At 40.3% G+C, this 26,183-nt stretch carries 32 protein-coding genes and 4 pseudogenes; 20 read left to right on the plus strand and 16 right to left on the minus strand.

Annotated features, from left to right (window positions below; genetic code table 11):
- Window position 1: 1 nt before the first annotated feature.
- A complete protein-coding gene (locus tag NYZ99_RS05620) occupies window positions 2–562 on the minus strand; it encodes an L-threonylcarbamoyladenylate synthase (RefSeq protein WP_260574350.1) in 561 nt (186 codons plus the stop codon).
- Complete coding sequence (locus NYZ99_RS05625; RefSeq protein ID WP_338039332.1) at window positions 559–1,395, minus strand: glycosyltransferase family A protein; 837 nt, start codon at window positions 1,393–1,395, stop codon at window positions 559–561. The genes NYZ99_RS05620 and NYZ99_RS05625 overlap by 4 nt, the downstream gene beginning before the upstream one ends.
- A gap of 101 nt (window positions 1,396–1,496) precedes the next feature.
- Here NYZ99_RS05625 and NYZ99_RS05630 point away from each other — a divergent pair.
- Window positions 1,497–2,303, plus strand: a pseudogene (locus NYZ99_RS05630) (glycosyltransferase family 2 protein).
- Between the two features lie 5 nt (window positions 2,304–2,308).
- On the opposite strand, the gene NYZ99_RS05635 reads toward NYZ99_RS05630, so the two are convergent.
- Window positions 2,309–3,100 (minus strand): glycosyltransferase family 2 protein, encoded by a 792-nt coding sequence (locus tag NYZ99_RS05635; protein ID WP_260574354.1) that lies wholly within the window; start codon window positions 3,098–3,100, stop codon window positions 2,309–2,311.
- A 285-nt stretch (window positions 3,101–3,385) separates the two neighbouring features.
- Window positions 3,386–4,200: pseudogene (locus tag NYZ99_RS05640) on the minus strand (2,3,4,5-tetrahydropyridine-2,6-dicarboxylate N-succinyltransferase).
- A gap of 100 nt (window positions 4,201–4,300) precedes the next feature.
- On the opposite strand from NYZ99_RS05640, the gene ruvX reads away from it, so the two are divergent.
- The 7 genes and pseudogenes from ruvX (at window position 4,301) to NYZ99_RS05675 (ending at window position 9,258) form a co-directional block, all read left to right on the plus strand.
- A complete protein-coding gene (gene ruvX, locus NYZ99_RS05645) occupies window positions 4,301–4,711 on the plus strand; it encodes a Holliday junction resolvase RuvX (RefSeq protein ID WP_260574356.1) in 411 nt (136 codons plus the stop codon).
- Window positions 4,712–5,303 (plus strand): annotated as a pseudogene (gene def, locus NYZ99_RS05650) (peptide deformylase). It abuts the gene before it with no gap.
- Between the two features lie 57 nt (window positions 5,304–5,360).
- The gene (locus NYZ99_RS05655; protein ID WP_260574357.1) at window positions 5,361–5,795 is read left to right on the plus strand and encodes a DUF5606 family protein; all 435 of its coding nucleotides are present in this window, start codon (window positions 5,361–5,363) and stop codon (window positions 5,793–5,795) included.
- A gap of 107 nt (window positions 5,796–5,902) precedes the next feature.
- On the plus strand, window positions 5,903–7,180 hold the full coding sequence (locus tag NYZ99_RS05660; RefSeq protein WP_260574362.1) for a hypothetical protein: 1,278 nt from the start codon (window positions 5,903–5,905) through the stop codon (window positions 7,178–7,180).
- A complete protein-coding gene (locus NYZ99_RS05665) occupies window positions 7,119–7,775 on the plus strand; it encodes a TolB family protein (protein WP_260574363.1) in 657 nt (218 codons plus the stop codon). Before NYZ99_RS05660 ends, NYZ99_RS05665 begins: the two co-directional genes overlap by 62 nt.
- A gap of 30 nt (window positions 7,776–7,805) precedes the next feature.
- The gene (locus tag NYZ99_RS05670) at window positions 7,806–8,444 is read left to right on the plus strand and encodes an amidohydrolase family protein (protein ID WP_260574365.1); all 639 of its coding nucleotides are present in this window, start codon (window positions 7,806–7,808) and stop codon (window positions 8,442–8,444) included.
- On the plus strand, window positions 8,344–9,258 hold the full coding sequence (locus NYZ99_RS05675) for an amidohydrolase family protein (RefSeq protein ID WP_260574367.1): 915 nt from the start codon (window positions 8,344–8,346) through the stop codon (window positions 9,256–9,258). Before NYZ99_RS05670 ends, NYZ99_RS05675 begins: the two co-directional genes overlap by 101 nt.
- A 46-nt stretch (window positions 9,259–9,304) precedes the next feature.
- Here the strand turns inward: NYZ99_RS05675 and NYZ99_RS21410 are convergent, their stop codons facing one another.
- From NYZ99_RS21410 to NYZ99_RS05730, 12 genes and pseudogenes are all read right to left on the minus strand, one after another.
- A complete protein-coding gene (locus tag NYZ99_RS21410) occupies window positions 9,305–10,096 on the minus strand; it encodes a family 20 glycosylhydrolase (RefSeq protein ID WP_338039333.1) in 792 nt (263 codons plus the stop codon).
- On the minus strand, window positions 9,999–10,922 hold the full coding sequence (locus NYZ99_RS21415; protein WP_338039334.1) for a family 20 glycosylhydrolase: 924 nt from the start codon (window positions 10,920–10,922) through the stop codon (window positions 9,999–10,001). The genes NYZ99_RS21410 and NYZ99_RS21415 overlap by 98 nt, the downstream gene beginning before the upstream one ends.
- A gap of 112 nt (window positions 10,923–11,034) precedes the next feature.
- Window positions 11,035–11,601 (minus strand): GDSL-type esterase/lipase family protein, encoded by a 567-nt coding sequence (locus NYZ99_RS05685; protein ID WP_260574369.1) that lies wholly within the window; start codon window positions 11,599–11,601, stop codon window positions 11,035–11,037.
- A 50-nt stretch (window positions 11,602–11,651) separates the two neighbouring features.
- Window positions 11,652–11,861 carry an alpha/beta hydrolase family protein gene (locus NYZ99_RS05690; RefSeq protein ID WP_420845187.1) on the minus strand — a complete coding sequence of 70 codons (210 nt, stop codon included), beginning with the start codon at window positions 11,859–11,861 and terminating at the stop codon, window positions 11,652–11,654.
- Window positions 11,862–11,906: 45 nt separating this feature from the next.
- The gene (locus NYZ99_RS05695; RefSeq protein ID WP_260574371.1) at window positions 11,907–12,512 is read right to left on the minus strand and encodes an alpha/beta hydrolase; all 606 of its coding nucleotides are present in this window, start codon (window positions 12,510–12,512) and stop codon (window positions 11,907–11,909) included.
- Between the two features lie 10 nt (window positions 12,513–12,522).
- A pseudogene (locus NYZ99_RS05700) lies at window positions 12,523–13,244 on the minus strand (MIP/aquaporin family protein).
- A gap of 46 nt (window positions 13,245–13,290) precedes the next feature.
- The gene (locus tag NYZ99_RS05705) at window positions 13,291–13,749 is read right to left on the minus strand and encodes a DUF1569 domain-containing protein (protein ID WP_260574372.1); all 459 of its coding nucleotides are present in this window, start codon (window positions 13,747–13,749) and stop codon (window positions 13,291–13,293) included.
- Complete coding sequence (locus NYZ99_RS05710; protein ID WP_260574374.1) at window positions 13,688–14,647, minus strand: SMP-30/gluconolactonase/LRE family protein; 960 nt, start codon at window positions 14,645–14,647, stop codon at window positions 13,688–13,690. The genes NYZ99_RS05705 and NYZ99_RS05710 overlap by 62 nt, the downstream gene beginning before the upstream one ends.
- 23 nt (window positions 14,648–14,670) lie before the next feature.
- The gene (locus NYZ99_RS05715; RefSeq protein ID WP_260574375.1) at window positions 14,671–15,282 is read right to left on the minus strand and encodes an amidohydrolase family protein; all 612 of its coding nucleotides are present in this window, start codon (window positions 15,280–15,282) and stop codon (window positions 14,671–14,673) included.
- Window positions 15,269–16,132 carry an N-acyl-D-amino-acid deacylase family protein gene (locus NYZ99_RS05720; RefSeq protein ID WP_260574376.1) on the minus strand — a complete coding sequence of 288 codons (864 nt, stop codon included), beginning with the start codon at window positions 16,130–16,132 and terminating at the stop codon, window positions 15,269–15,271. The genes NYZ99_RS05715 and NYZ99_RS05720 overlap by 14 nt, the downstream gene beginning before the upstream one ends.
- Window positions 16,066–16,323 (minus strand): hypothetical protein, encoded by a 258-nt coding sequence (locus NYZ99_RS05725; RefSeq protein WP_260574379.1) that lies wholly within the window; start codon window positions 16,321–16,323, stop codon window positions 16,066–16,068. The genes NYZ99_RS05720 and NYZ99_RS05725 overlap by 67 nt, the downstream gene beginning before the upstream one ends.
- Complete coding sequence (locus NYZ99_RS05730; protein WP_260574381.1) at window positions 16,324–17,154, minus strand: sugar phosphate isomerase/epimerase family protein; 831 nt, start codon at window positions 17,152–17,154, stop codon at window positions 16,324–16,326. It lies immediately after the preceding gene.
- Window positions 17,155–17,270: 116 nt separating this feature from the next.
- Between NYZ99_RS05730 and mazG the strand changes: the two genes are divergently transcribed.
- From mazG to NYZ99_RS05790, 12 genes are all read left to right on the plus strand, one after another.
- Complete coding sequence (mazG, locus tag NYZ99_RS05735) at window positions 17,271–18,047, plus strand: nucleoside triphosphate pyrophosphohydrolase (protein ID WP_260574389.1); 777 nt, start codon at window positions 17,271–17,273, stop codon at window positions 18,045–18,047.
- Between the two features lie 122 nt (window positions 18,048–18,169).
- Window positions 18,170–19,474, plus strand: coding sequence for an MATE family efflux transporter (locus NYZ99_RS05740; protein WP_420845215.1), 1,305 nt, complete (start codon window positions 18,170–18,172; stop codon window positions 19,472–19,474).
- 43 nt (window positions 19,475–19,517) lie between these two features.
- Window positions 19,518–20,318, plus strand: a complete 801-nt coding sequence (locus tag NYZ99_RS05745; RefSeq protein ID WP_338039335.1) for a phosphatase PAP2 family protein — start codon at window positions 19,518–19,520, stop codon at window positions 20,316–20,318.
- Window positions 20,315–21,070 (plus strand): ArnT family glycosyltransferase, encoded by a 756-nt coding sequence (locus NYZ99_RS05750; RefSeq protein ID WP_260574392.1) that lies wholly within the window; start codon window positions 20,315–20,317, stop codon window positions 21,068–21,070. Before NYZ99_RS05745 ends, NYZ99_RS05750 begins: the two co-directional genes overlap by 4 nt.
- 315 nt (window positions 21,071–21,385) lie before the next feature.
- Complete coding sequence (locus NYZ99_RS05755) at window positions 21,386–21,979, plus strand: hypothetical protein (protein WP_260574393.1); 594 nt, start codon at window positions 21,386–21,388, stop codon at window positions 21,977–21,979.
- A gap of 248 nt (window positions 21,980–22,227) precedes the next feature.
- Window positions 22,228–22,650, plus strand: coding sequence for an ABA4-like family protein (locus tag NYZ99_RS05760; protein WP_260574395.1), 423 nt, complete (start codon window positions 22,228–22,230; stop codon window positions 22,648–22,650).
- Window positions 22,651–22,696: 46 nt separating this feature from the next.
- Window positions 22,697–23,572: a hypothetical protein gene (locus NYZ99_RS05765; protein WP_260574397.1), complete on the plus strand. Its 876-nt coding sequence runs from the start codon at window positions 22,697–22,699 to the stop codon at window positions 23,570–23,572.
- Between the two features lie 215 nt (window positions 23,573–23,787).
- Window positions 23,788–24,669, plus strand: a complete 882-nt coding sequence (locus NYZ99_RS05770) for a sensor histidine kinase (RefSeq protein ID WP_260574399.1) — start codon at window positions 23,788–23,790, stop codon at window positions 24,667–24,669.
- The gene (locus tag NYZ99_RS05775; protein WP_260574401.1) at window positions 24,650–25,249 is read left to right on the plus strand and encodes a LytR/AlgR family response regulator transcription factor; all 600 of its coding nucleotides are present in this window, start codon (window positions 24,650–24,652) and stop codon (window positions 25,247–25,249) included. The genes NYZ99_RS05770 and NYZ99_RS05775 overlap by 20 nt, the downstream gene beginning before the upstream one ends.
- The gene (locus NYZ99_RS05780; RefSeq protein WP_260574403.1) at window positions 25,222–25,401 is read left to right on the plus strand and encodes a LytTR family transcriptional regulator DNA-binding domain-containing protein; all 180 of its coding nucleotides are present in this window, start codon (window positions 25,222–25,224) and stop codon (window positions 25,399–25,401) included. Before NYZ99_RS05775 ends, NYZ99_RS05780 begins: the two co-directional genes overlap by 28 nt.
- A gap of 109 nt (window positions 25,402–25,510) precedes the next feature.
- Entirely contained in the window at window positions 25,511–25,714 is a 204-nt protein-coding gene (locus NYZ99_RS05785; protein ID WP_260574404.1) for a hypothetical protein, read from the plus strand.
- Window positions 25,715–25,733: 19 nt separating this feature from the next.
- The gene (locus NYZ99_RS05790) at window positions 25,734–26,162 is read left to right on the plus strand and encodes a M20 metallopeptidase family protein (RefSeq protein ID WP_260574405.1); all 429 of its coding nucleotides are present in this window, start codon (window positions 25,734–25,736) and stop codon (window positions 26,160–26,162) included.
- Window positions 26,163–26,183 lie beyond the last annotated feature (21 nt).

Raw genomic sequence — 26,183 nt, forward strand, 5'->3', positions numbered from 1 at the left:
ATTATTCCCTGATCACTTCTATAAGCCCATCCATGCCTAATTTTATAATTGAAGAGGGCACTGCGTTCTGATTTTCAGGTTCCAAATTTACCACATAGTCTACACCTGATAAAATGGCTTGGTCAATTTCTTTATAATTAGCTGGAGTCTTTTTGCCGGCCATGTTCGCAGAGGTAAAAACGATGGGTTTTTTAAACTTTCCGATAAGGTACCGAGAAAATTTATCGGACACGACCCTAATCGCCATGGTATTGTCACTGGTAACCAAGTTGGGAGCTATTCCTTTTGGATTATCATAAATAATGGTAGTTGGTTTGGTGGCCATTTCAATAATATCATATGCTAAATCCGGAACCTTTTCAACATGCCTTTCTAGCATGGCATCATTGGCGACTAGACAACTAAGCGCTTTGGTATCTTTCCTTTGTTTTAAAGCGTATACTTTTTCTATTGCTGCTTCATTTGTGGCGTCACATCCAATACCCCATAGGGTATCGGTAGGGTATAAAATAAGCCCCCCATTTTGTAAAACTTTAATTGATTTGTTCAATTCATCCATCATAACTGTCCATCCTCATTTATACCTATTTTAAAATATTCCGTAACCGCTAACCACTGGGTTCTATTTTTATCTTCATCAACATTTTCTCTTTTCAAGGATTCTTTTTGAGAATTAATGATGGGAATAGGTTTTTTGGGGTTAAAATCAGATAATTTGGATTTTGTTCCTTTAAGTAGAGACATGGCCTTGAACCATAAGTCATCCGCCCTTGGTGTTATTTTCAGATATAGGTCTTTATTACTTACTTCTTTTGAAAGACTTTCGGCTGGATATAAAACACCCCCAACCCCAATGGGTAATATAGCTTTAGAATTAGAAGGTTCATTCTTCTTTAAATCCCATTGCTTATAGGGTAAAAGATTTCCATTTATATCATATTTTATGTACCTCACTTGGTTTGCGGAAATACAATCAGGATATCTTTGATGGTCTTTATAAAGCAACTCAAGCCATTTTGGATGATAAATGACATCGTCATCACATGTTACTATAGTTTTATTTGGTAATTTTTCCAATGCCAATACTAATTTTCTATGAGAGCTTTTTTGATTTGTATAGTGGATAGAAAAAAGATCATCTTTCAACACCGTAAGTTTTTTAGGTAGCTCATCTTTCAAGTCTTCATGGAGCCAAAGAATTACTTTTTCGGGTAAGACACTTTGATTCAAAATACTACGAACAACAATGTGCAATATTCTTACTCTAGAGGGAATTGATGTAAAGGAAACAATTACTGGTATTTGCTCCTTTTTGCTATCCTTCATTTTTCTTGTAGACTTGGTTAATAGCTTAAGGGTATGGTAAATTGAGCTAGGATATTCTTTTAACTTCATCTTAGAAAAACCTTAGGGTTTCAGTAGCATTTGACATTATATTGAACAATGCCCTTTAAAAAACCAAAGATACAGGAAGACTTTTATATTTTTGCCAAACTATGACCGATACATCAGAGGACCTAAAAATAAGTGTAATTGTTAGCACCTACAATGCTGAGGAGTGGCTGAAAAAGGTGTTATGGGGTTTCAATCAACAAACTTTCAAAAATTTTGAAGTGGTCATTGCTGATGACGGTTCGAAACCGTCAACTAAGGAATTGTTGGATCAAATGTCCAGGGAAGTTTTTTATCCCATTGTCCATGTATGGCAAGAGGATGAGGGATTTCAGAAATCCGAATATTGAACAAAGCTGTTGTAGCTTGCCGTACGGAATATATTATAATGACGGATGGTGATTGTATTCCAAGAGAGGATTTTGTCCATGTGCATTACATCAATAAGGAACCAGGCTATTTTATTTCACGGAGGATATTATATGTTACCTATGAATATCTCCAAATTGATAAGCCTAGAGGATATTGAAAATCAAAGATGTTTTGACATCCACTGGCTTAAGGAAAAAGGCATTCCAAAAACCTTTAAAAACAATAAGTTGACGGCCAGCGGCCTCATTTCTAAAGTCCTGAACTGGGTTACTCCTACAAACGCTAGTTGGAACGGTCATAATTCTTCAGGTTGGAAGAAAGACATTCTTAATATAAATGGCTTCGATGAGAGGATGCAATATGGCGGACAGGACAGGGAATTGGGAGAACGGCTTTTCAACTTCGGAATAAAGTCCAAACAACTAAGATACAGTGCAGTATGTGTCCACCTTGATCACAAGCGAGGATATAAGACTCCTGAATCCATTGCAAAAAATCAAGGGATAAGAAAAAACACAAAAAAAGAAAAGAGGGTATGAATCTTTTACGGCATTACTAAGTAATAGGCCAATTCGTTCTTCTGCTCCAGCCGTTTTAATTCTCTGAACCTTTCCAAAACGCCTAGGGCATTCAAATAACAAATTGCAAACCCTTTTTTACCATCCAAAAATCCGAGTCTGAGAACGTAATGGTTAAAGAATTTCCATCCCGTTTTTAAGTACATTGCCAAATAATTGAATTTTCTTTCTGTGTAAAAACACTCTACAGCCTTTAGTTGTCCGTACTTTAGCATTTTAGACTTGTAGTCCTCGTAATTTTTATAGCAATAGTGGGTAAGCTTCTCGGTTAATATGCCGGATGCCCCGTCCACGTCCAAGGTTTCATGCACTATTCTTCTATCTGAAAATTTTGCCTTACTTTTTCTAAAAAGTCGATAGTTTTTATCGGTTTGCCATCCACTGAACCTCAATTTTTCATTTTGGAACATGAATTGTCTATAAAACCAATAGGCAACTACATCGTTTTCAGCTGCCACTGTGTTTAAGATTTCGGTCTTCAAAGGTTCCGGAACCACTTCGTCGGCATCTAAAAAAAGAACCCAGTCATTTGTAGCCTGTTTTAAGGCAAAGGATTTTTGGGCCGTGAAATTTTCAAAGGGATTTTGAATGACCTTTACCTTGGGATGTTTCAAAAGATATTCATAGGTGCCATCCGTACTAAAGGAGTCTACCACAATGATTTCATCAACAAAGGAAACGGACTCTAAACACTTTTCAATGTAACCAATTTCATTGAAAGTAATGATAAGGGCCGTTATTTTTTCTCTATTACTCATAAATTACCGAATAAGTAGGGTCGATAGCATTGGGCTAACAAAGGTATAACAAAAAAAAAAGGCAAAAATTGTAATCCTTAGTAAATTTCTTACAAATTCATTTATATAACCTCCTTTTGAAAATAGAGATGTAACTACCCATTTGGGGTTGCGTACTGAAGTGCATTTATATCGCATGTATGGAAAACTTTCTTAAATTTTAAAGTCTTCACAATGAAAAAGGCTGAAATTTTAGGAATTGTAAAATCCAAAAATTTCAACCTTCTCAATTATATTCAATATTTCTTAAACTGCTACGTCATACTCCCTTAGTGCATCGTTCAATGAAGTTTTTTTGTTGGTACTTTCCTTACGTCGACCAATGATAAGGGCACAAGGTACCTGATATTCCCCTGCCGCAAATTTTTTGGTATAGCTACCGGGAATTACTACCGATCTTGGAGGAACGAAACCTTTGTTCTCAACGGGTTTCTCTCCAGTGACGTCAATTATTTTGGTAGATCCGGTAAGAATCACATTGGCACCCAGTACGGCTTCTTTTCCAACACGAACGCCTTCCACCACGATACATCTTGATCCAATAAATGCATTGTCCTCTATGATAACAGGAGCTGCTTGCAAAGGTTCCAAGACACCTCCAATACCTACACCGCCGCTTAGGTGCACGTTTTTACCTATTTGGGCACAGCTACCTACGGTGGCCCAAGTATCTACCATGGTTCCTTCGTCTACATAGGCACCAATATTTACATAGCTGGGCATTAAAATGGTTCCTGGGGATATATATGCTCCATGTCTAGCCACCGCATTGGGAACAACCCTGATTCCTTTTTCCTTATAGCCTCGTTTTAGGGGCATTTTATCATGATATTCGAATATACCTGCTTCCGAGTCTCCATTTTTTGAATAGGAAAATAAAGCACTACGGCCTTTTTAACCCATTCATTTATTTGCCATCCATCTTCGGTAGGCTCTGCACAGCGTAACTTACCGGAATCTATAAGGTCAATGACTTCCCTAATGGCTTTTTGCGTATCCGTTTCTTTTAAAAGGTCCCGGTTTTCCCAAGCTTTTTCTATCGTATCTCGTAAATCTGTCATTTCTATTAAAATTTTGTCAAATATAAGCTGAAGCCTAGGAATTAGCTATGGGTTCATCTTCATATAACAAATTATCCTTTATTTTTGCCAAAAATTAAAATTGGGAAGGATTCTTGCGTTGGACTTTGGTCAAAAGAGAACGGGTGTTGCCGTAACAGATGAGCTGCGCATCATAGCATCGGGATTGACTACGGTGCCTACAAATGAACTTATACCTTTTTTGATCCATTATCTTAAGGAGGAAAATGTTGATGAACTAGTGGTAGGGGAACCAAAACAAATGAACAATCAGCCATCGGAATCAGAAGCTCACATCACCCCATTTTTAAAACAACTTTCGGATAATTTTCCAAATTTGAAAGTGATCCGTCAAGATGAACGTTTCACCTCAAAGATGGCCTTTCAAAGTATGTTGGATGGTGGATTGAAAAAGAAGCAGCGCAGAAACAAGGGTTTGATTGATGAAATAAGCGCGACAATTATTTTACAAGATTATTTAAAGCGAATATAAATGACATTACCAATTATAGCCTATGGCGATCCGGTTTTGAGAAAGGTAGGGGATAACATTGACAAGGAGTACCCTAATTTAAAGGAGCTCATTTCCAATATGTGGGAAACCATGTATAATGCAAGTGGCGTAGGTTTGGCTGCACCTCAGATTGGATTGCCTATACGTCTGTTCCTCGTGGATACCACACCTTTTTCCGATGATGAGGAGCTCTCCAAAGAAGAACAGGACCAGTTAAATGGTTTCAAGAGGGTATTCATCAATGCCCAAATCGAGGAAGAAAGTGGTGAGGAATGGCCCTTTAACGAGGGTTGTCTAAGTATACCGGATGTTAGGGAGGATGTTCAACGTAAAGAACGTATAAAAATCACCTATCTCGGACGAGAATTTTAAAAAGCATGTTGAAACGTACGATGGACTTTTGGCTAGGGTCATTCAGCATGAGTACGACCATATAGAGGGAATTCTTTTTACGGATAAACTCTCCACTTTAAAAAAGCGATTGCTAAAAGGTAGATTGGCCAACATATCAAAGGGGAAAATAAATGTGGACTACAGGATGCGTTTTCCCAATCAGAAAAAAGGTAGATAGGATTTTTTAATCATTAGAAAAGTGGCATCTTTGCCCACTCAAAAAGCAAAAAAATATATGGGTTTGGAGAAAATTTTGTCGGTGGCCGGAAAACCTGGCTTGTACAAATTAATAACACAAACAAGGACCGGTTTTGTAGCGGAGTCCTTATTGGATGGAAAAAAAATCAGTGTAGGTTTACGAAGTAACGTTAGTGTATTATCTGAGATAGCTATTTACACTTTGGATGAAGAATTACCTTTAAGGGAGGTTTTTTTAAAGATTCAAGAAAAGGAAAATGGAGAGAAAACTTCGGTAAGCCACAAAGACGAAAAAATCAAGCTTGAGGAGTATTTCTTTGAGGTATTACCAAACTATGACGAGGATAGGGTATATGGTAGTGATATAAAGAAAATCATTCAGTGGTACAATATTTTAGTGGAAAAGGATTTGGCGGATTTCTCCAAGGAAGAGCCAAAAGATATGGAAGAGGAAACAAAAGCCAAGGAGTAGTTTTCTTTGTTCCAACACAATAGAGCCCCGAATTTTAAATCGGGGCTTTTTTATGCAATCCATTTTATGATTCTGTATATTTAGAAAGCTCAATTAAATTTAAAGATATGAAAATGTGTTTGCGCCTTATTGCCTTAGCTTGTTGCTTGGTTTATACTTACTCGACCAAGGGTCAGGACTCCAAGGATTCGACTAAACTGGCAACCAAGGAACTTCCTTTGGAACCTGAAAGAAAAATAAGTTTTACTACGGATAGAGGTACTTGGATTTCCCTTGATGTGAGCCCGGATGGGAAGACTATTGTGTTTGACCTGATGGGGGATATCTACTCCATGCCTATCGCAGGTGGAATGGCCACTAGAATCACCAAGGGCATGCAATATGATGTACATCCTCGGTACAGCCCGGATGGTAAAAGTATAGTTTTTATATCAGATAAAAGCGGTTCCGACAATATTTGGACCTTGAATCTACTGTCGAAGGAGGAAAAGCAAATAACGGAGGAGAAAAAGCACAATTTCTTTTCGGCAGAATGGACTCCGGATGGTGACTACATTATCGGGGTAAAGGGAAGAAGGAACATAAAGCCACATATTTATCATAAAGATGGGGGTTCCGGAAGTCAACTTGTAGGTGAACCGGAAAACATTAAGCTTATAGACCCTGCAATAAGTCCAAATGGAAAACTGGTGTATTTTTCGCAAAGAAGAAGTGCCTGGAACTATAATGCCCAATTACCACAATATCAAATAGGTACCTATGATATGGAGGATGGTGAAATGGCGGTGATTACCTCAAAATACGGTTCGGCTTTTACGCCAACCCTTTCCCCGGATGGTAAATGGTTGGTATATGGAACAAGATACGAGACGGAAACGGGTCTAATACTTCGTGATTTGGAGACCGGGAATGAAGAATGGTTGGCATACCCTGTGCAAAGGGATGAGCAAGAATCTATAGCGCCATTAGGTGTGCTTCCGGCCATGTCCTTCACGCCGGACAGTAAACAATTGATTGCCTCATACGGCGGAAAGATATATGCCATTTCAATTGAAGAAAAAAGTGCCAAGGAAATTCCTTTTTCTGTAGATGTGGCTTTGGATATGGGGCCCAGGCTCTCCTTTAAATATCCTATTGAGGATTCAAAGGAAGCCTTTGCCACGCAGATTCGTGATGCAAAACCTTCCCCGGATGGCAGTAAATTGGCTTTTACCGCTTTAAACAGACTTTACGTTATGGATTTTCCTAATGGTACACCAAGAAGAGTGACCGAAAATGACTTTATAGAAGCGCAGCCTGCTTGGTCTCCGAGATGGTTCTACTTTGGTTTATACAACATGGGAAAAGAATGTAGGCCATTTATATACTGTAAATCTCAATGGTAGAACTAGAATTAAGAAACTGACTACAGTTCCAGGTTTGTATACCTATCCGGCTTGGTCTTTCAATTCAGATCGTATTGCCTTTCATAGAGGGTCTGCCCAGTCATTTCAAGATTTATTGGGATTGTTTTCCAGTCGGAATATGGAAGATTTGGTATGGATTTCTTCTGAGGGCGGTGATATTCAATTTATTGACAAATCCAAAAAAAGGTCTGTGCCGCATTTTACGAAAGGGGACGACCGAATCTATTTAACGGACTCCGAAAAAGGTCTTGTTTCCATTAGGTGGGATGGTACAGACGAAAAGGAACATTTAAAATTGAAGGGAATCGTTACTTATGGATCTCAAGATATTTTCCATGACCATGCTGCGTTACCAAATTCCATTGAAGCAGATGATAACGATAAATCCTCAAAACCTGATGAGATTCTAATTTCCCCGGATGGCACATCCGCCTTAGCTAAAATCAATAATGATATCTACATAGCGACCATCCCAAAATATGGCAAGACGCCCATGGTGTCAGTAGCAAAGGCTGAAAAAGCTGCATTTCCGGCCATGAAATTGACCAAGATCGGTGGGGAGTTTCCTGTTTGATCCAACACCGGTAAGAAAGTTCACTGGTCTTTGGGTGCAAGTCATTTTGTATATGATGTCCCCGCAGGAAAAAAATATAAGGATAGTATTGCGGAGGTTAAAAAGAACAAAAAAGACGGGGTTAAAAAGGACTCCTTGGATAAAAAGGAAGATGAAAAGGACCTTTCGGAATTCAAGGCCGAAGAATATAAAATAAAGGTGAGTTATGAAAAGGACATCCCCAAAGGCACCCTGTTGATCAAAGGTGCTAGAGTCATTTCAATGAAGGATGATGAAATTTTAGAGAACGGGGATATACTCATTGAAAATAATAGAATAAAGGCTGTTGGACCTTCCGGAAGTCTTTCGGTTCCTGATGGTACCAAAGAGATAGATATGTCCGGCAAGACCATATTACCGGGTTTCGTGGATACTCACGCCCATTTAAGGCCTGCCTGGGGTATTCATAAACAACAGGTATGGATGTACGCGGCCAACTTGGCTTATGGGGTGACTACTACAAGGGATCCTCAAACGGGTACCACAGATGTTCTTACTTATGGGGATATGGTAGATGCCGGTATGATCGATGATCCCCGAATTTATAGTACAGATCCAGGTTTGGGGTATTGGGGATATCAGTTGGAAAGTCTCGGAACATACCAAGGATGTTTTAAAACAATACAGTGATTATTTTGACACCAAGACCATTAAAATGTATTTGGTGGGAAACAGGCAACAACGTCAATGGGTGATTGAGGCCTGTAAAGAATTAAAACTGATGCCTACAACAGAAGGTGGTCTCGATTTTAAATTGAATATGACCCAGTTAATTGATGGTTATCCTGGCCATGAACATTCTTTACCCATTTATCCCATTTATGAGGATGTGGTCAAAACCATAGCCGAATCTAAAATGGCCGTTACCCCAACGTTGTTGGTCTCCTATGGTGGGCCTTGGGCAGAGAATTACTACTACTCCCGGGAAAATGTATGGGGCGATGAAAAACTACAGCATTTTACCCCATACAAAGAATTGGCTAGTAAGAGTAGGAGGAGACCAGGTTGGTTCATGGATGAGGAACATATCTTTAAAAAGCATGCCGAATTCATGACATCTTTGGTGGAAGCTGGCGGCTTGGCCGGGATTGGTAGTCATGGTCAATTACAAGGGCTTGGATTTCATTGGGAGCTTTGGTCAGTGGCCAGTGGGGGAATGAAACCTATGGATGCACTAAAAGTCGCTACGATTATTGGGGCGGAGGCCATAGGCCTGGATGGTGATCCGGGTAGTTTGGAATCGGGCAAATTGGCCGATATTGTGATATTGGACAAGAACCCTTTAGAGGATTTAAGAAATACCAACACGGTTTCCCATGTCATAAAAAATGGTAAGGTCTATGAGGCCGGGACATTGGATGTTGTTTGGCCCAAAGAAATAAAAGCCGAACCATTTGAATGGAACAACAAAGGTCCGGTGAACGTACCGGGAATCGATGAATAAAAAAAAGGCCCTGATCAGGGCCTTTTTTTTAGGAATTAAATAACCGCTAATCCTTTTCAATAGTTTCATACGTAAACTTACTCTTCTTCCAATCAATGAGTTCGGAAGGGTAATAGTTAACATTGTTCCGCTCCAAAAATGGGGCTTGGTCGGCCAATCTCCCTTTGTACTCCTCCCAGTCCCTATGTTCCGGTTGGGTCCAAGCCAACTCGGAATACCCAATGATTCGGGGAAAGGCCAAATATTCCAATTCACTTAAATTAGTTATGGTTTCGGACCATAAAGGTGCTTCCGTTCCCAAAATGTTCGCTTTGGGAATTCCATACTCTTCTGGAGTCCATTGATACGCCGTATCTACGGGAATGTAACCTGCCCAATGAAGTCCTAGTTTGGTGAGCGAATCATATTGCATATCTAAATAGGATTTTTTGGCCGGTGAAACTATGACCTTCATATTTTTTGCTACCGCTTTCTTCGCATTTTCTTCACTGGCCCACCATTGCGCAATGGCATTGGAATCAATATCGGCATTGGCGATCTCGTCCCAGCCTATCATGCGCTTTCCGTGTTTTTGAACAATTTTCTCTACGTTATTTACAAAATGTATATAGTCGTTTTTTTTGGTCACGTGGCTTTCATCGCCCCCCATATGGAAATAAGATCCAGGGGTCATTTCAGAAATCTCTCGCACTACGTCATCGATAAAGGCATACACTGTATCCTTTCTTGTATCAAAGGTGCTAAAGCCTACCTGCATACCCGTGTACAATTTTGGGGTCTTTCCATTGCCATTTAAAAAGGGATACGAAACGGATGCAGAGTTGGTATGCCCTGGCATATCTATTTCTCGGAATGATGGTCATATAGCGTTCTTGGGCATAGCGTACAATTTCTTTGTAGTCCTCTTGAGTGTAGAAACCTCCTTCACCTCCACCTACTTCAGTGCTTCCACCCACTTCGGTAAGTTTGGGCCATGATTTTATTTCAATACGCCACCCTTGGTCATCGGAGAGATGTAAATGCAGTCCATTGAATTTGTAGTAGGACAAAAGGTCAATGTATTTCTTTACATCCTCCACGCTAAAGAAATGTCTCGCTACATCCAACATGGCCCCACGATACCCAAAATTAGGATGATCCGTTATCTTACCGGAAGGAATGGGCCAAATCCTTTGTGCAGCGAGTGTATCATTGCTTACATCCGGAACCAACTGGCGTAAGGTCTCGGATACCTCTAAAGGCACCTTCCGCGGTGTTTGCATTGATGATGATGGAATCTTGGTTAATATATAGTTGGTAGGCTTCGGAGTATCCAATCCCGGACTATCCGATTGGTTAATATATATAACCCGGTCAATAGTATGGGTCCCCTCTTGGTTCACAGGGATATCCAAATCGATTTTTGCCTTTAGCTTTTCAGCTAAAAATTCGCCCACTTTGTCAAAACCTGTGGCGCTTTTGGAGGTATAAATGGCCGTAAACTGATCTAGGGCAAAGGCTGAGTTTGTCGGAATGATTTTTACAGGTTTCGGGATGAGGCTCGACATCGTCAAATCGGTATCGGGCATTTTTATCCTGGGCTTTTTCGGCTCGCTTTGGCAGGCCAAAACGACCAATCCCAGCGAAAGAAAAAAAAGACTTCGAATGAGAATTGTTCTAATCATTGTTATGGTTTAGGGGTTATTTACTAAATGCTGCATGGCGTTGTACCAAATATCATATCCTTTCTTATTCATATGAAGACCATCCGAAACAAAGATATCTTTTTTGACTTCCTTACCGTTCAACATGGGGTACCGAGACATCCACAAATAGTAGGGAATTATCCTTTTTGGCCAATCTTCGGAATTTTCTATTGAGCCGCTTATACTTTCTTCGCAGGTTCCATCTGCTGATACTTGGTTTGGCGGAAATCAATACAATTTTCATTTCCGGGTTCTTTGCTTTGAGCTTGCCTATAATTGTTTGCGTGGTGCCTATAATCTCCCGTGGGCTCTTTTTGGCCGAAATGTCATTATCACCTTCATAAATAAAAACTTTTGTAGGATTGTATCGTATTACCAAGGTGTCCAAATAGTATAAGAGGTCATTTGCTTGCGAACCTCCAAAACCGGCATTTAAGACCTGATGATTTGGAAATGATTGTTGCAAGTTATCCCATTTACGTATACTGGAACTTCCCGTAAAAACAATAGTTTCTTTGTTTTGATTCCAAAGGGAATCGTTTTTTTGAGTCACTCCCTGTACTTCCTTTTCAAAACGTTCACTATCCTGGGCTAGAAAACTAGTAGAGGTGAATAGAAGTAAAATTGTTAGTTGGGTGATTTTTTTAGTGAATTGCATTTTAGGTATTTGAGAGTTTTTAACCTTACGTGTTCTACATGTTATTTCTCTTAATCGTTAATTTCTATTTCCCACCAATCATAAAAACGTTGAATCCAATCATCTGAAGGTAAGTTTTGTTCTTTCATACCAAAACCATGTCCACCTTTTGAATACATGTGAAGGCCAACGGTTTTGTTTTCCTTTAGCCATGAAGAATATAGTTCAATGCTCCCAGTTGCCAATCCCAAGGGGTCGTCTGTGGCACAAATAACCAACATAGGTGGGGCATCCTGTGGTACCGCCTGTACGGGTTGGGCCGTGATTCAGGGATATACGGGTACTAGAAAGTCAGGTCTGTTTTTTTCATTGTAGTTGTAGGCCACGCCCATGGTGACGGCACCCCCTGCGGAAAAGCCCATAAATCCAATTTTATTTGGTTCCAGTTTATAGTATTCTGCGTTGGTTCGCACGTAGTTAATGGCGTTGAGTCCATCTTGAACCGAAAAAGGAAGCACTGGTGCTACCCGTTGCATAATTTGCATGGGATTGGTTGCTCCTTCTTGGGTGATTTCCTGTACACCGTCCTCTCCAGTGGGGACCAGTCGGTATTTCAATACAAAGGCCGTAATGCCCCTCTCGGCCAACCATTTTGCCACCTGATTGCCTTCACTTTCGATACTCAAGGCATATAAGCCTCCCCCGGGCGCTACGATAACGGCGGTACCATTTGGATTTTTGGGAGTAAATATCTCCATGGTAGGGGTAGACACGTTGGTGACTACTTGGGTCTGCCGGATTTCGGAATAGTATTCTTTTTCCCCTCCTTCCCATTGAACATTTTCGGCCGTTTCATAGGGCAGTTCGATAATTTGTTGGGCAAAAAGACTGCTTGAAAAGCAGAGGACTAAAACTTTGATTATATTCTTCATAGCTATCTTATTAATTGAGTAACAAAAATACACCTGCGGCCGGAAGGGCTCCTATAATTGGACTGACAACAGGAACCCACGCATATCCCCAATCACTTTTCCCTTTATTTTTTAAGGGCAAAAGGGCATGCATGATTCGTGGCCCTAGGTCCCGGGCGGGATTGATTGCATAGCCCGTAGGGCCGCCCAATCCAAAACCGATTCCCATCACCAATAGCGCTACGGGAAGCGCATCCAAAGACCCTAGGGATATAGGCTCATTGGCGAACGCGCCACCGGCAATATAGAATACCCCAAAAACTAGGGCGAAGGTTCCAATGGCTTCTGTCACAACATTCCATCCATAACTTCTAATGGCCGGGGCTGTGCTAAAAGTGGCCAAAATTGCGCTTTTATCCTCGGAAAGCTCATATTGTTTTTTATAGGCTAGCCATACTAAAAAGTTGCCCAACATGGCCCCTAAAATTTGTGAAACAATATATCCTGGCACCAGGACCAGGAGAATTTTCCGGCGGCGGCCAATCCTATGGTCACTGCAGGATTCAAATGGGCGCCACTGACATCGGCCGAGATAAAGACTCCAATAAATACGGCAATTCCCCAGGCCAGGGAGATGCCCACCCATCCGCTATCGGAACCCTTGGTTCCTTTTAGGACAAGATTCGCGACCACCCCATTTCCGATAAGGATAAGCATACCGATCCCGATAATTTCAAAAATATTAGCTGTCATACTGTTGGTTTAAGTGGGTTGAAGATACAGAATTACAATTTCATGCTTAGACTCCAAATTGCTGTAAGTGATGATCCAAATGTTTGGAAAAAAGCGTATTCCATTCCGAATGGGTGAGGGGACCTATGGCAAAGGATTCCTTACCATCAAAGTAGTCCGCTCCCAGTTCTTGGGTCTTCCTTATATTCGCAATCAAGTTATTTTTTTCCTTTTCAAAATCCCTCTCGTCACTGATTTTAAATACGGGTGAGGTGGGACCGTTTTTTTTGTAGGGTTTTGGGCCTACAATGGTGTTTTTTGCCAACAATTTGATAAGGATTTTTTTAATACCCTTTGGCTTTGGATGTTTGTCCGTATAGATAGTCTCATAAGCGACATTGCAATGCGCCAACATCTGTGAAACGTTCATTTTGCCCCAATTGGGCTGGGTTTCAGGGGTGAGCTTACTGATACGCACTATAGTTTCTTCGCATTCTTGTTTGTCGAATAGATTTTTCCAGGTCATCTTCTTTTGGTTTTAGTGGGCTCCTTTTACATTCATTTTTAAAGTGTAGACGGCGTCCATGGCTGTTATGAACAGTAGGTCTTTTTTGGGACCGGCAAAAGTGATGTTCGCCGTCCAATTTTCTCGGAACTTCAATATGCTCTATTTGCTTTCCATTTTTGTCAAAAACGGTGACCCCCTGTCCGGTCAGGTACACATTTCCTTTATGGTCGACAGTCATCCCATCAGACCCCAGTTCACAGAACAGTTTTCTTTCCGATAGACTCCCGTCCTTGTTTATGGTAAACTCGTATGTTTTTTTATCACCAATATCCGCTACATACAATTTCTTGCCGTTTTTGGAACCTATGATGCCATTGGGCATCACAAAGTCTTCAGCTACGATTTTAAGTTCCTTGCTACCCGGAGCCAAATAATAGACCCTTCTTTTTTCTACCTCAGGTTCTCTAGTTACCCACCAATCCCTTTTGTACAACGGATCTGTAATGTAAATACCTCCTTCTTTATCTATCCATAGGTCATTGGGGCCACCCAACAGTTTGCCTTGGTAGTTGTCAATTAATACCGTCACGTTCTTGTCAGATCCAATTTTCCGGAGTTCATTTTTATTGTCGGCACAAGAGATGAGGTTTCCATCGGCATCAAAGTAAAGTCCGTTGGAACGGCCACTGGGTTGCATCCAGTCCGAAACCGTATTTGTGGTCGCGTCCCATTTAACGATGCGGTCGTTGGGCTGATCCGTGAAATATACATTTCCATGTGAATCCCTCGCCGGTCCTTCCGTAAACTCAAACGTTTCGGAAATTAATTGAAGGCTTGCCCCTTCCTCAATGATATCCTGAGCTTGCATGTAAGAGTGTAGAAGAACTGCAAGTAAAAAAGTGTATCGTACTTTCATTATTAATTTTGTTAGTGCATTATTTATTTAGATGCTCCCGGACCTTTTACAAACCGGCCGGAGAAAGTTCCCGTATGTTCCCCATTCTTTAAGACATGACCGCCATTTACGAACACGTGTTGCATGCCCGTGGCATACTGATGGGGTTCTTCAAAAGTGGCATTGGCCTTAATGGTGTTTGGGTCGAAGACGACCACATCGGCAAAATAACCTTCCTTAAGAGCCCCCCTTTTCTTCAATTTAAGGTTTGTAGCCGGTAAAGTTGTTAATTTATAGATGGCCTCTTCCAAGGAAATCACCTTTTCATCACGCACAAAATGGCCCAATAGTCGGGCAAAGGAGCCATAGGCCCTTGGATGGGTGCTCTGCTCCAAAAATACACCCTCTTTGGTATACGAACCGGCATCGGAACAAATACTCATGTAGGGCAGTTTTAATTTCTTTTTTACGTTTTCTTCGGACATGGAAAAATAAACCACCTGAATCCTGCTATCATCCTCGTAGATAAGATCTACCAAGGTTTCATTGGCCGATTTTTGGCGCTCCTCGGCTACTTCTGCCAGGGTCTTTCCTATTAAATACCGCAACTCTTTGTTTCTAAAGCCAACGAGTAGAATATTTTCACGGCGGTACATGGAAGTCGATTTCGTCCATCATCTTTTTTCGGGTGGTGGGATTTTCCATCAATGAAATCGTGGATTTATGCCCGCCTTCCTTGGCCCATGAGGGCAATACCACGTTCAGTCCCGTGGAACTGGCGTTGTACATGTACATATCCGTAGTGATCGCTAGACCTTCGGCACGAGCGGCATTTACCTTTCGGATGGCACTGTCCAATAAGTGCCAATTGGCATTTCCTGATGCTTTAAAATGATAAATTTCAGCAGGGAGTTTCGCTTCTTTGGAAATGCTAATGAGTTCGTCCACGGCTTCTAAGAGGCCGCCCTCTTCGTCCCTAATATGGGAAATATACATGCCGTCATACTCGGCAACAACCTTTGCCAGTTCTATGATTTCTTCTGTTTCGGCATGGCCACTGGGCACATAGATCAAGGAAGTGGACAATCCTACGGCTCCCTCTTCCATACCTTGGCGCAATAGGTTTTTCATGGTTTCCATTTCTTCCGGTGAAGGAGGTCTTTTTTCGATGCCGATGGCATACTCCCGTAAGGTGGCATTACCTACGAAGGAGGCGACATTAGCGGAAATTCCTTTTTCTTCCAAATAGGTAAGGTATTCACCCAAAGATGTCCACGGGATATCATACTTGATATCGCCCTGTCCTTCTTTCATCTCCTGCTTCATTTTGGCACTTAAAGGTCCCATAGAAGAACCTTCGCCCATCACTTCCAAGGTAACACCCTGACGGATATCCCCTTGAGAACGACCATCCTCCAATAGAGCGACATTGGCCCAGCTTAACATATTGATGAAACCTGGTGCAACTGAAAGTCCGGTAGCATCAATTTCCTCTTTGCCCAACACATATTCCGAGATCCTATGGCGGCAATAGTATCGGCATTAATGGCAATGTCACCCACATAAGATGTCTTCCCCGATCCATCCAAAATCCGGCCGTTGCGTATCACCATATCGTAGATGGTTTTTTTCTGATTTTGGCAGGAAAGGAAGATGGTAAACAAAAAAAGCAGGATTGGAATAAGAGACCTTTTCATCTAAAGATTATTTAGAAAATCCATATTATGTTTCATGCTTTCCAATGGAGTACTGGCGTATTCTTCCTGTTCTATGAGTATGTGTTTTACTCCGGAGGCTTCCTGATGGTTCATCATGGCCTGGATGTCCAAACCACCCTTGCCGAATTCCGTGCTTTCCTTTTCGGTCATGTTCATGTCCTTCAGGTGCCAAAGTGGGAATCTACCAGGGTACTTTTTAAAATAGTCCAACGGGTCCTTTCCTGCTACTACTACCCAACCTAAATCTAGTTCCATATGCACCAATGCAGGGTCGGTATGATCCATAAGTACATCGTACAATACTTTACCTTGATCCGATTCAAATTCATATTCATGGTTATGGTAGCCGAATTTGATACCCATTTTTTGACAAGCTTCCCCTGCTTTGTTGAATTCCTCGGCCACCTTTTTATAGTTTTCTATCGTTTGACCATCCGACGGCATAGACGAGCAAATTAAGTAGTCCTGTCCGGATGCAGCCGCCTCTTCCATTGTTCTATCAAAATCGGAATCAAGATGTACGTGGCCGCTCACCAATTTCAAGCCCAAATCTTCGCAGGCCTGTTTCATACTTTTTGGGGATAGACCATAATAATGACCCTTGCTGCTTTTGGCAGATTCTATTTCTTTAATACCGATTGATGCTATCTGCTCTAAAGTGCCTAAAGGATTCTTGGCCATTTCATCACGGAAACTATATAATTGTACCCCAAACCTTTGCGAAGTTTCCGAAGCAAAACTAAAGGAAGGCAATAAAACCGTGCCTGCCGAAAATAGGGAGGAGCGCACTAAAAAATTTCTTCTTTTCATGAGTTCTTGATATTGTTAACGATGCGATGCAAAGCTAGCATCACAATTTCCCAAGTTACTAAATATAACAACATGGCCTCTACCCTTAGATTTGTACTTTTGCAAAAACTTTTGAAATGAATACCAAGGAAGAAAAGCTTAAGGCGTTTGATCGTTTGCTTACCATAATGGAAGATTTGCGCGAACAGTGCCCATGGGATCGAAAGCAGACTATGGAGAGCCTTAGGCATTTAACCATTGAAGAGACCTATGAGTTGGGCGATGCCATTTTGGATAATGATTTGGCCGAAATAAAAGGGGAGCTAGGCGATTTGCTGCTTCACATTGTTTTTTATGCCAAGATAGGTTCTGAAACGAATAGTTTTGATATTGCCGATGTGGCCAATGGTATTTGTGAAAAGTTGATTAATAGGCATCCCCACATTTATGGTGATGTAAAGGTGGAAAATGATGAAGAGGTAAAGCAAAATTGGGAGAAAATAAAGCTCAAGGAAGGGAAGAAAAGTGTACTGCAAGGGGTGCCAAAAAGTCTTCCCGCAATGGTAAAGGCCAATCGTATTCAGGATAAGGTGGCAGGGGTTGGCTTTGATTGGGAACAACCGGAGCAGGTGTTTGAAAAGTTACAAGAAGAATTGGGGGAACTACAGGAGGAAATAACCCATGGCAACAAAGAAAGGATAGAATCCGAATTTGGGGACGTGCTTTTCTCTTTGATCAATTATGCCCGGTTTTTGGGCATAAATCCTGAGAATGCCTTGGAACGAACCAATAAAAAATTCTCCAAGCGGTTTCAGTTTTTGGAAAATGAGGCTGAAAAGCAAGGTAAAGCATTAAAGGATATGAGCTTGGCCGAGATGGACACTTATTGGGACAAGGCCAAGGAAATGGATTAAGTCATTCCTCTAAAATCGTTTTATAAAGCTAATTTTGAAAGTTTAAATTTCCATAGGTGTTCTCCAAATACTCAAAAGAATTCTCATATAATATTAAACTATCTGTGCCCGTAATTTTGGGAATGCTAGGGCACACGTTTGTCCAATTCGCCGATAATATTATGGTGGGACAATTGGGTACTGCGGAACTTGCAGCAGTTTCCTTAGGAAATAGTTTTGTATTTATTGCCATGTCCTTGGGCATCGGTTTTTCAACGGCCATTACGCCTTTGGTCGCCGAAGCCGATGGGGCAGGGAAAAAGCAAAATGCCAAAAGTGCATTAAAACATGGATTGGTACTCTGTACCATCTTGGGATTTTCCCTATTCCTGTTGATACTGCTTGCAAAGCCATTAATGTATTTTATGGAGCAACCCGAAGAAGTAGTTGAACTTGCCATGCCCTATTTGGATCTGGTTGCATTTTCGTTGGTACCGCTCATAGTTTTTCAGGCTTTTAAGCAATTTTCAGAAGGGTTGTCACAGACTAGATATCCCATGTATGCTACAGTCATTGCTAATATTGTGAACATAACGCTCAATTATCTTTTGATATTTGGTTCTTTGGGTTTTCCAAAGTTGGGAATTGTGGGTGCGGCATTAGGAACACTAATTGCACGTTTAGTGATGGTCCTTTATTTGTGGATGCTTCTTAAGAACAAGAAAAAATTTCATGACTATGTGACTGGTTTCAATCTGAAAAATATTGAGAACAGTGTCCTAAAAAAGATTATCTCGCTTGGATTTCCTTCTGCTTTACAAATGTTTTTTGAGGTAGCGATTTTTACTGGGGCCATATGGCTAAGCGGTGTTTTGGGTAAGAATCCTCAGGCTGCCAATCAAATCGCCTTGAATTTGAGTAGTATGACCTATATGTTTGGAATTGGGCTAGGGGTAGCGGCCATGATTAGGGTAGGCAACCAAAAAGGACTTAAGAATTTTAAGGAATTGCGTCGTATTGCCCAGTCTATTTTCTTTCTTACACTGTTGTTGGAAGTAGCCTTTGCTGCTTTGTTTGTCATCTGTAGGCACTGGTTTCCCACATTATATTTGGATGTAGATGATATGATGAATTTTGAAGATAATACTGAGGTGATTCTAATGGCTTCCCAGTTACTTTTAGTAGCTGCTTTTTTTCAAATATCGGATGGTGTACAAGTGGTGGTTTTGGGAGCCTTGAGAGGTTTACAGGATGTAAGGATACCAACGTTCATTACGTTTGTGGCGTACTGGTTGATTGGTTTTCCCATTTCCTATTACCTAGGTTTGCATACTACATTGGCGAGCGTAGGTATTTGGATCGGACTTCTAACAGGGCTAACGGCTTCAGCGATTATGTTGTATATTCGATTTAACTATTTGACAAAAAAATTGATTCGGATCGCATAATTTTTTGAATGTACCTTTATCCTAATTAAGTAAAAGCATAGCAATGGAATTACCCAAATTTTTATTAGGCGATAATACGGATTATCCTAACGCCATATATGTTATACATACTGATTATCCCGCATTTGTTATTAATCTAGAGGACGATGAGGTGGAATGGTTGGAAGAGTTCTCCAAGGAGGACGAAAAGGAGTTGGAGTCCGAGGCCGAAAACCTAATCGAGGCGGCCACCGCCTTTTATGACAGGGAAGTGTCCGAGATACGAGGAATAGGGATGCTGGACCAGCTACTTCAGTTAGACAAGGATATTTTTATTTACCTGAATGGTTTGGGTACCCCAACTTGGGATACTTTTTGGCAATTCATTTCCCATAAGTTCAGTACACTTCCCTTATATCTTTTCTTGCTGATTCTATCCTATAGAAAATTTGGATGGAAAGGAATCTTGGTTTTGGTAGTGTCCGTTGGCTTGTTAGTTACCGTATCCGACCAACTGAGCAATTTTTTTAAATATGGGGTAGGAAGGTTTAGGCCCTGTCATGATTCTGAAATTTCTTCTTTGATGCGGTTGGTAAAAAGCTATTGTGGTGGAAAGTTTGGATATTATTCAGCTCACGCGTCCAACTCTTTTGCCATTGCCCTGTTTTTTGGTATTCTCTTGAAGTCAAGTTTAAGACACCTAGGTTTGGCCCTAGTGTTATGGGCTTTTTTGGTTGCCTATAGTCGGATATATATCGGGGTACATTTTCCATTAGATGTGTTGACCGGAGCCCTAATAGGGAGTTTCTTGGGATGGTTGTTTGCAAAGTTGTATATATTTGCACATCGGAAATTCTTGGTATGATATCCAACCTAAGGTATTGGTTTTTAATACTTCTAATCGTTCTGGTGTATATCGCCGGAAGCTTCGTGACCCTCTTTGAAAACGATTCCGCCCAATTTGCTGTGATGGCCATGCGAATGGTCAATGAGAACGATTTTGTGAATCTGTTCAAAGGTCCCAATGAGTATTTGGACAAGCCCCATATGCATTATTGGTTGGCGGCTATTTCCTTTAAAATATTTGGTATCCATGATTGGGCATACAGGATTCCCGGCATATTGGCCACCTTATTAGGGGCATATAGCTGTTATGGACTGGGAAAACTTCTTTATAACCCACATACCGGGAAGTTGGCAGCCTTGGTATTTATGACGGCACAAACAATCGTTTTAGGAGCCATCGATGTTCGAACGGATGCCGTTTTGACCGGCTTCACCATTTTCGCTATTTGGCAACTAACGGCTTATATTGAAAAAGGAAACTTATTGGCAATACTATTGGGAGGTTTTGGTGCTGGAATGGCTTTTTCCACCAAGGGCCAAATTGCATTAGTGGTAATAGGACTGCCCATTTTGTGTCATCTTGCCTATACTAGAAAATGGTACCGATTTCTAAGCTGGAAAGTTTTACTGGCCATAACAGTTTTTGGCTTGACCATCGCCCCTATGCTTTATGCCTATTATTTGCAATTTGATTTGCACCCTGAAAAGGTAATTCGTGGAAGGGCGAACCGAAGTGGCATCTTTTTCATTTTCTCGGGAACAGAGTTTTGAGCGAATGAGTGGTGAAGGAATTGGAAAGAACAGCAGTGATTACTTTTTCTTCTTTCATACGTTTTTATGGGTTTTTCTCCCATGAATCATCTTGGCCCTAACGGCCTTTTGGTGTCGGATCAAAACCTTTATAAAATTGAGGTTTGTCTACAATCCAAAATATGAATTTTTGACTCGGGGGGAATCTCGCTGGTCTTTATTTTAATAAGCTTCGCTCAATTCAAATTACCGCACTACCTTAATGTAACTATACCATTGTTTGCGGTACTTACCGCTTCTTATATGTACGATTTGTATCGGTTTGATAAAAAAAAGATGACCAAATTTCTAATGGGCGCCCAATTTTTCATTTTGTCCATTGTATTCATTGCCACCGCCTTAATATGCTTTTTTGTCTTTAAGTTTGATGGTGTTTTGATTCCCATACTTCTTTGTGGGGCCGGTTTGGTAATCGTATACTTTGCCCTGAAAACGGAGAACAACTATGTAAGATTGATTACGGTTTCGGTAATGGCATCTTTACTTTTAAATGCGGTTTTGAACCTTCACTTTTATCCGAACTTACTTAAATATCAGGGAGGCTCCAATTTGGCCAAATTGATTGAGGCAAAAGAGATACCTGTAGACCGTATATACAAAATAGGGGAGGATCATACCTGGGCTCTAGACTTTTACAATAAATTTCCAGTTCAGATGTCTTCCTTGGAAAACCTGATAAGTAAAAAGGATATTTGGGTCTATGTGAACGATGCTGAATTGGAGACAATAAGGCAATCGGAATTGGATTGGGATGAACAATTGACGGTTGATCAGTTTAGGATTACCCGACTACAGGGTAAATTTCTTAATCCAAATACAAGAAACAAAGTGGTTAATAAGATGCATCTTGTTCATTTGATTCGTAAATAGCCCCATAGCTCTTTTAGCGTTTCTCTTTTCATTTCCATAGACTTTTGCCTTAAGTTTTTCAATCATGGAGTTGGAATTCCTATCAAGAAATTCTCCTCTTGTACAATGGCAATTTACCCATCTCCAGTATCGAATGGAGATTTTGACAATTCAACCCTCTTTTAAGACGATTCAAAATAAAGTCATTTTTATGGGCGCCTTTTGTGTTCATCTTTGGAACATCAAAATAATCCTAAAAATTACTAATAATGGCACCATCAACTGTTTTCTCACTGGCAAACATTCTTGTATTACCCATGTGGATATTGATGATTTTCTTACCTAAATGGAAGCTGACTAGATTTCTAATTGATTTCAAGATCATACCCATAGTTCTTTCGGTAGTATATGTTTTTTATATCCTACAGGCAATTATTGGAAACGGCATGATGGACTTTGGAAGTCTTGAAAGCGTGATGGAATTGTTTACCGTGCAAAATGCAGCTGCGGCAGGATGGATTCACTATTTGGCCTTTGATCTATTGATTGGCATGTGGATGGTAAACCAAAACAAGGAAATCAACATTCATAGCGTATTGATGGCACCTTGCCTTTTCCTAACATTTATGTTCGGCCCCTTGGGATTTATGTTGTTTACAGCGCTAAAGGCAATAAAGTCCAAACGCATATAAATTTTAAAAACATAGTATCCAAAAACTCACATTAAAAGTATCGATCATGGAACATCTTACATCAACCTTCATTGAGAGCACTCATTCCTTGCCGGAAAGCACAAGCATCTATTCCAATTTTAAACTGAGGCTTAAAAACCTATTTTCAATTATAAGAAGCGAAAGCCCCATTTTGTATTGGGTTACCATGATCATCTCTCTGTTAGGCTTGGTATGTATTTTGGGAATTTTAAGTGATGAAAGAACATTAATGGGAGTGAGTGTTTGGCTAAAGCCACTTAAGTTCTCCGTTTCCATTTCCATTTATTTGATTACAGTGGGTTATTTAATTACGAAATATCCATATTCCCGAAAAAAGAAGGCTATTATTAACCATATTACGGCCTGGACCTTGTTGTTAGAGTTTCTAGTCATTTTCTTTCAGGGTTCCGGAGGTGTTCAAAGTCATTATAATATAGCTACTCCTCTTGATGGCATTTTGTTCATGTTCATGGGGATATTTGTGGGAATCAATGTTTTGACGATGGTTTTATTTGTAGTAGATACACTTCGATTAAAACTTAAGGTGGCAAAATCCGTTCAATGGGCCATTTTTCTAGGTTGGCTAATAGTACTTTTTGGAAGTTGGGTGGGTGGACAGATGATAAGTCAATTGAGTCATAGTGTTGCTGTGCCTGACGGACAGGAAGGATTGCCTTTGGTCAACTGGAGTGTAAACGGAGGTGATTTAAGAGTAGCCCACTTCTTCGCATTGCATAGTATTCAGATAATTCCGTTATTCGCTATGTGGGTCACCAAGAAATGGAAGCATTCGCAGCGTAAACAGCTATTGATTGTGACCTTGTTTGCTTTCGTATTTGCCATGATGATCGGGTATGTTTTTTATCAAGCAAAACAGGGTATTCCGTTCATAGCATCTTAATCAATTTACTGTGATACTTAATAAAGAGAAACGCATAAAATATCTCGGGATTTGATGACTTTTGGTTTTCTGTTATTGGTATCTTTATTTTAAGCGTAGTTACTGCATACCTTTTCAGTAATTCAACAGCGGTTATATCTCCTTTGGAAGCGGTCTCGAGTTGGGCGGTATCTTTGCTCTTTTCCACAATTGACTGGGTGATCAATCGAGGAATAATGATTTATTTACGGCGTAAATACCCTGCATTTAGCGATGATTTTAAGCGTATTGTTTTGTTTTTTCTTGCTATAACTTGCACAGTTGTTTTGGTAGATTTTATAGGTGGTACGTTGTTATCCTTAATACCGGGCTTTAGTTACAACTATCCGGAGTCTAGAATTAAAGTGCTCCTACCGATTATATTAATCACGATAATGACCATGGCGATATACGAAGCCATTTATTATAACATTCGGCTCCGGAAATCCATCAGGCAGGAGGAACGGTCTAAACAAGCCATTGTACAGGCGCAACTGGACGTTTTAAGGAATCAGGCCCAACCGCACTTTTTCTTTAATACCTTAAACACGTTACGTGATATCATTGACCAAAATCCAAAGGAGGATGCCAAGGAATTTGTGGACAAGTTATCAGAAATGTATCGGTTTTTGCTGGAAGCAGGTAATGCAAACCTTATTTCGCTTCGAGATGAACTGAAGTTCGCAAAGGCCTATATCCATATTCAATCAGAACGATTCGGGACAAATATGATAGTAAATTGGGATATTCCCGAAACTTCACTTGAACTAATGATAGTGCCAATGAGCCTTCAATTATTATTGGAAAATGCTATAAAGCACAATGTCATATCCAAAGCAAAACCCCTTCAAATAGACGTAGTAGTTAAAGATAATAAATTGACAGTGGAAAATAAAAAGCAACCAAAATCCACACAACTACCCTCCACAAAGTTGGGACTCGCTAACATCCAAAAACGATATGCGTTGATTTCCGATACCTCGGTTGAAATCAATACTGAAGGAAATCGATTTAGTGTTACCCTCCCTTTGATAACACTTTCAGAACAAATGATTAGTCATGAAAATAGTAATTATTGAAGATGAAGCCAGGGCCGCAGGTCAATTGCAGCGTTTGCTGAAGGCTTGCGATTTTGAACACGAATTATTGGCCGTAATCGATTCCGTTGAGGATGCAGTACGCTGGTTTCAAGAGAATGCCACACCGGATTTGGTGTTTATGGATATTCAATTGGCGGATGGATTAAGTTTTGAGATTTTTCAGAACATCGATATAGGGTCACCCATTATTTTTACAACAGCTTTCGATAAATACGCTATACAGGCCTTTAAGGTGAATAGTGTTGACTACCTGCTAAAACCTATTCAAGAGGATGATTTGAAAAGGGCCTTGGATAAATTTAAAAAGTCCAATAAATCAAACTCCGTTGACCCAAGTGTATTAAAACAACTCCTAAACAGTTTTCAAATAACACCCAAACGGGAAAGTATCCTGGTAAAAGAAGGCAGTGGTTTTCTTCAGGTAAAGGTGTCGGAACTTTTGTACTGTTATTCCGAGGAAAGTGTCACTTTTGGTGTGACTTCGGCAAACGTTTCATCATCAATGAAACGCTTGACGAACTGTTTGAATCTTTGGATCAGAACAGATTCTTCAAAATAAACCGAAGTCAAATAGTCTCCAAAAATTCCATTGAAAAAATAGATTCCTATTTTAATCACCGGGTGAAACTTTCCATTACAAACCCACGTGATCAAGAATTCATTGTCAGTCGCCCAAAAACCAGCGATTTTAAGGAATGGTTGAATAATTAGATGTAATTCTAACAATTCAGCCATTTATTACGATAGTTCAATAATTGCGACTTCTCCTTCCTGATGTTAAAAATGATATTGCACCAATAAACATTTAAAATGTAATATCATGAAGAGACAAAAATTTATTGTAAGCATAGTAGTTGTACTTGTGGGAATCCAAGCGTTTTGTCAGAACAGTATTGGGACTTTACCTAACCTGAAGGAAAATGTATTAAGTATCCATAGCAACGTACAGGAGAGAGCAAATAAAATTTTCGACAGCCTTGTTAAGATTCGTAGGGATTTTCATAGGTATCCGAGAATTGTCTGAGGAAGAAAAAAGAACTTCAATGAAGGTAGCCTCATATCTTGAATCATTGGGTCTTGAAGTCAAAAAAGGTATTGGGGGATATGGTTTAGTGGGAATTTTAGATACAGGAAGGCCAGGAAAACATATCGCATGGCGCGCAGATATGGATGCCATAGCTACAAATATGCCGGATGTTGTGGAGTTTAACTCTAAAAACGATGGGGTCAGACATATCTGTGGCCACGATGTACACACTACTATTGGACTCGGTATTGCAGATGTACTGACTGGTTTAAAAGAATACTTAAATGGTACGGTCTATTTTATTTTCCAACCTGCGGAAGAAAAATTTACGGGAGCTAAAGCGATGATGAACGATGGATTATTCGATATTATTAAACCGGACGAAATTTATGGTCTACATCTATCTCCTTCGCCATTAGGAACAATTTTAACCAAGCCGAGATAACATCTATGCACATAGGGTAAA

Origin of the sequence: Maribacter litopenaei, assembly GCF_025244665.1 — a bacterium.
Classification (GTDB): Bacteria; Bacteroidota; Bacteroidia; order Flavobacteriales; family Flavobacteriaceae; genus Maribacter; species Maribacter litopenaei.

Excerpts from the sequence above, each read along its gene's own strand:
- NYZ99_RS05620 (WP_260574350.1), bottom strand. The coding sequence starts at position 562 with ATGATGGATGAATTGAACAAATCAATTAAAGTTTTACAAAATGGGGGG.
- NYZ99_RS05625 (WP_338039332.1), bottom strand. The coding sequence starts at position 1,395 with ATGAAGTTAAAAGAATATCCTAGCTCAATTTACCATACCCTTAAGCTA.
- NYZ99_RS05635 (WP_260574354.1), bottom strand. The coding sequence starts at position 3,100 with ATGAGTAATAGAGAAAAAATAACGGCCCTTATCATTACTTTCAATGAA.
- NYZ99_RS05655 (WP_260574357.1), top strand. The coding sequence starts at position 5,361 with ATGGGTTTGGAGAAAATTTTGTCGGTGGCCGGAAAACCTGGCTTGTAC.
- NYZ99_RS05660 (WP_260574362.1), top strand. The coding sequence starts at position 5,903 with ATGAAAATGTGTTTGCGCCTTATTGCCTTAGCTTGTTGCTTGGTTTAT.
- NYZ99_RS05675 (WP_260574367.1), top strand. The coding sequence starts at position 8,344 with ATGATCCCCGAATTTATAGTACAGATCCAGGTTTGGGGTATTGGGGAT.
- NYZ99_RS21410 (WP_338039333.1), bottom strand. The coding sequence starts at position 10,096 with ATGCCAGGGCATACCAACTCTGCATCCGTTTCGTATCCCTTTTTAAAT.
- NYZ99_RS21415 (WP_338039334.1), bottom strand. The coding sequence starts at position 10,922 with ATGATTAGAACAATTCTCATTCGAAGTCTTTTTTTTCTTTCGCTGGGA.
- NYZ99_RS05685 (WP_260574369.1), bottom strand. The coding sequence starts at position 11,601 with ATGCAATTCACTAAAAAAATCACCCAACTAACAATTTTACTTCTATTC.
- NYZ99_RS05690 (WP_420845187.1), bottom strand. The coding sequence starts at position 11,861 with ATGTTGGTTATTTGTGCCACAGACGACCCCTTGGGATTGGCAACTGGG.
- NYZ99_RS05695 (WP_260574371.1), bottom strand. The coding sequence starts at position 12,512 with ATGAAGAATATAATCAAAGTTTTAGTCCTCTGCTTTTCAAGCAGTCTT.
- NYZ99_RS05705 (WP_260574372.1), bottom strand. The coding sequence starts at position 13,749 with ATGACCTGGAAAAATCTATTCGACAAACAAGAATGCGAAGAAACTATA.
- NYZ99_RS05710 (WP_260574374.1), bottom strand. The coding sequence starts at position 14,647 with ATGAAAGTACGATACACTTTTTTACTTGCAGTTCTTCTACACTCTTAC.
- NYZ99_RS05715 (WP_260574375.1), bottom strand. The coding sequence starts at position 15,282 with ATGTACCGCCGTGAAAATATTCTACTCGTTGGCTTTAGAAACAAAGAG.
- NYZ99_RS05725 (WP_260574379.1), bottom strand. The coding sequence starts at position 16,323 with ATGAAAAGGTCTCTTATTCCAATCCTGCTTTTTTTGTTTACCATCTTC.
- NYZ99_RS05730 (WP_260574381.1), bottom strand. The coding sequence starts at position 17,154 with ATGAAAAGAAGAAATTTTTTAGTGCGCTCCTCCCTATTTTCGGCAGGC.
- mazG (WP_260574389.1), top strand. The coding sequence starts at position 17,271 with ATGAATACCAAGGAAGAAAAGCTTAAGGCGTTTGATCGTTTGCTTACC.
- NYZ99_RS05740 (WP_420845215.1), top strand. The coding sequence starts at position 18,170 with ATGCTAGGGCACACGTTTGTCCAATTCGCCGATAATATTATGGTGGGA.
- NYZ99_RS05745 (WP_338039335.1), top strand. The coding sequence starts at position 19,518 with ATGGAATTACCCAAATTTTTATTAGGCGATAATACGGATTATCCTAAC.
- NYZ99_RS05750 (WP_260574392.1), top strand. The coding sequence starts at position 20,315 with ATGATATCCAACCTAAGGTATTGGTTTTTAATACTTCTAATCGTTCTG.
- NYZ99_RS05755 (WP_260574393.1), top strand. The coding sequence starts at position 21,386 with ATGACCAAATTTCTAATGGGCGCCCAATTTTTCATTTTGTCCATTGTA.
- NYZ99_RS05760 (WP_260574395.1), top strand. The coding sequence starts at position 22,228 with ATGGCACCATCAACTGTTTTCTCACTGGCAAACATTCTTGTATTACCC.
- NYZ99_RS05765 (WP_260574397.1), top strand. The coding sequence starts at position 22,697 with ATGGAACATCTTACATCAACCTTCATTGAGAGCACTCATTCCTTGCCG.
- NYZ99_RS05770 (WP_260574399.1), top strand. The coding sequence starts at position 23,788 with ATGATTTATTTACGGCGTAAATACCCTGCATTTAGCGATGATTTTAAG.
- NYZ99_RS05775 (WP_260574401.1), top strand. The coding sequence starts at position 24,650 with ATGAAAATAGTAATTATTGAAGATGAAGCCAGGGCCGCAGGTCAATTG.
- NYZ99_RS05785 (WP_260574404.1), top strand. The coding sequence starts at position 25,511 with ATGAAGAGACAAAAATTTATTGTAAGCATAGTAGTTGTACTTGTGGGA.
- NYZ99_RS05790 (WP_260574405.1), top strand. The coding sequence starts at position 25,734 with ATGAAGGTAGCCTCATATCTTGAATCATTGGGTCTTGAAGTCAAAAAA.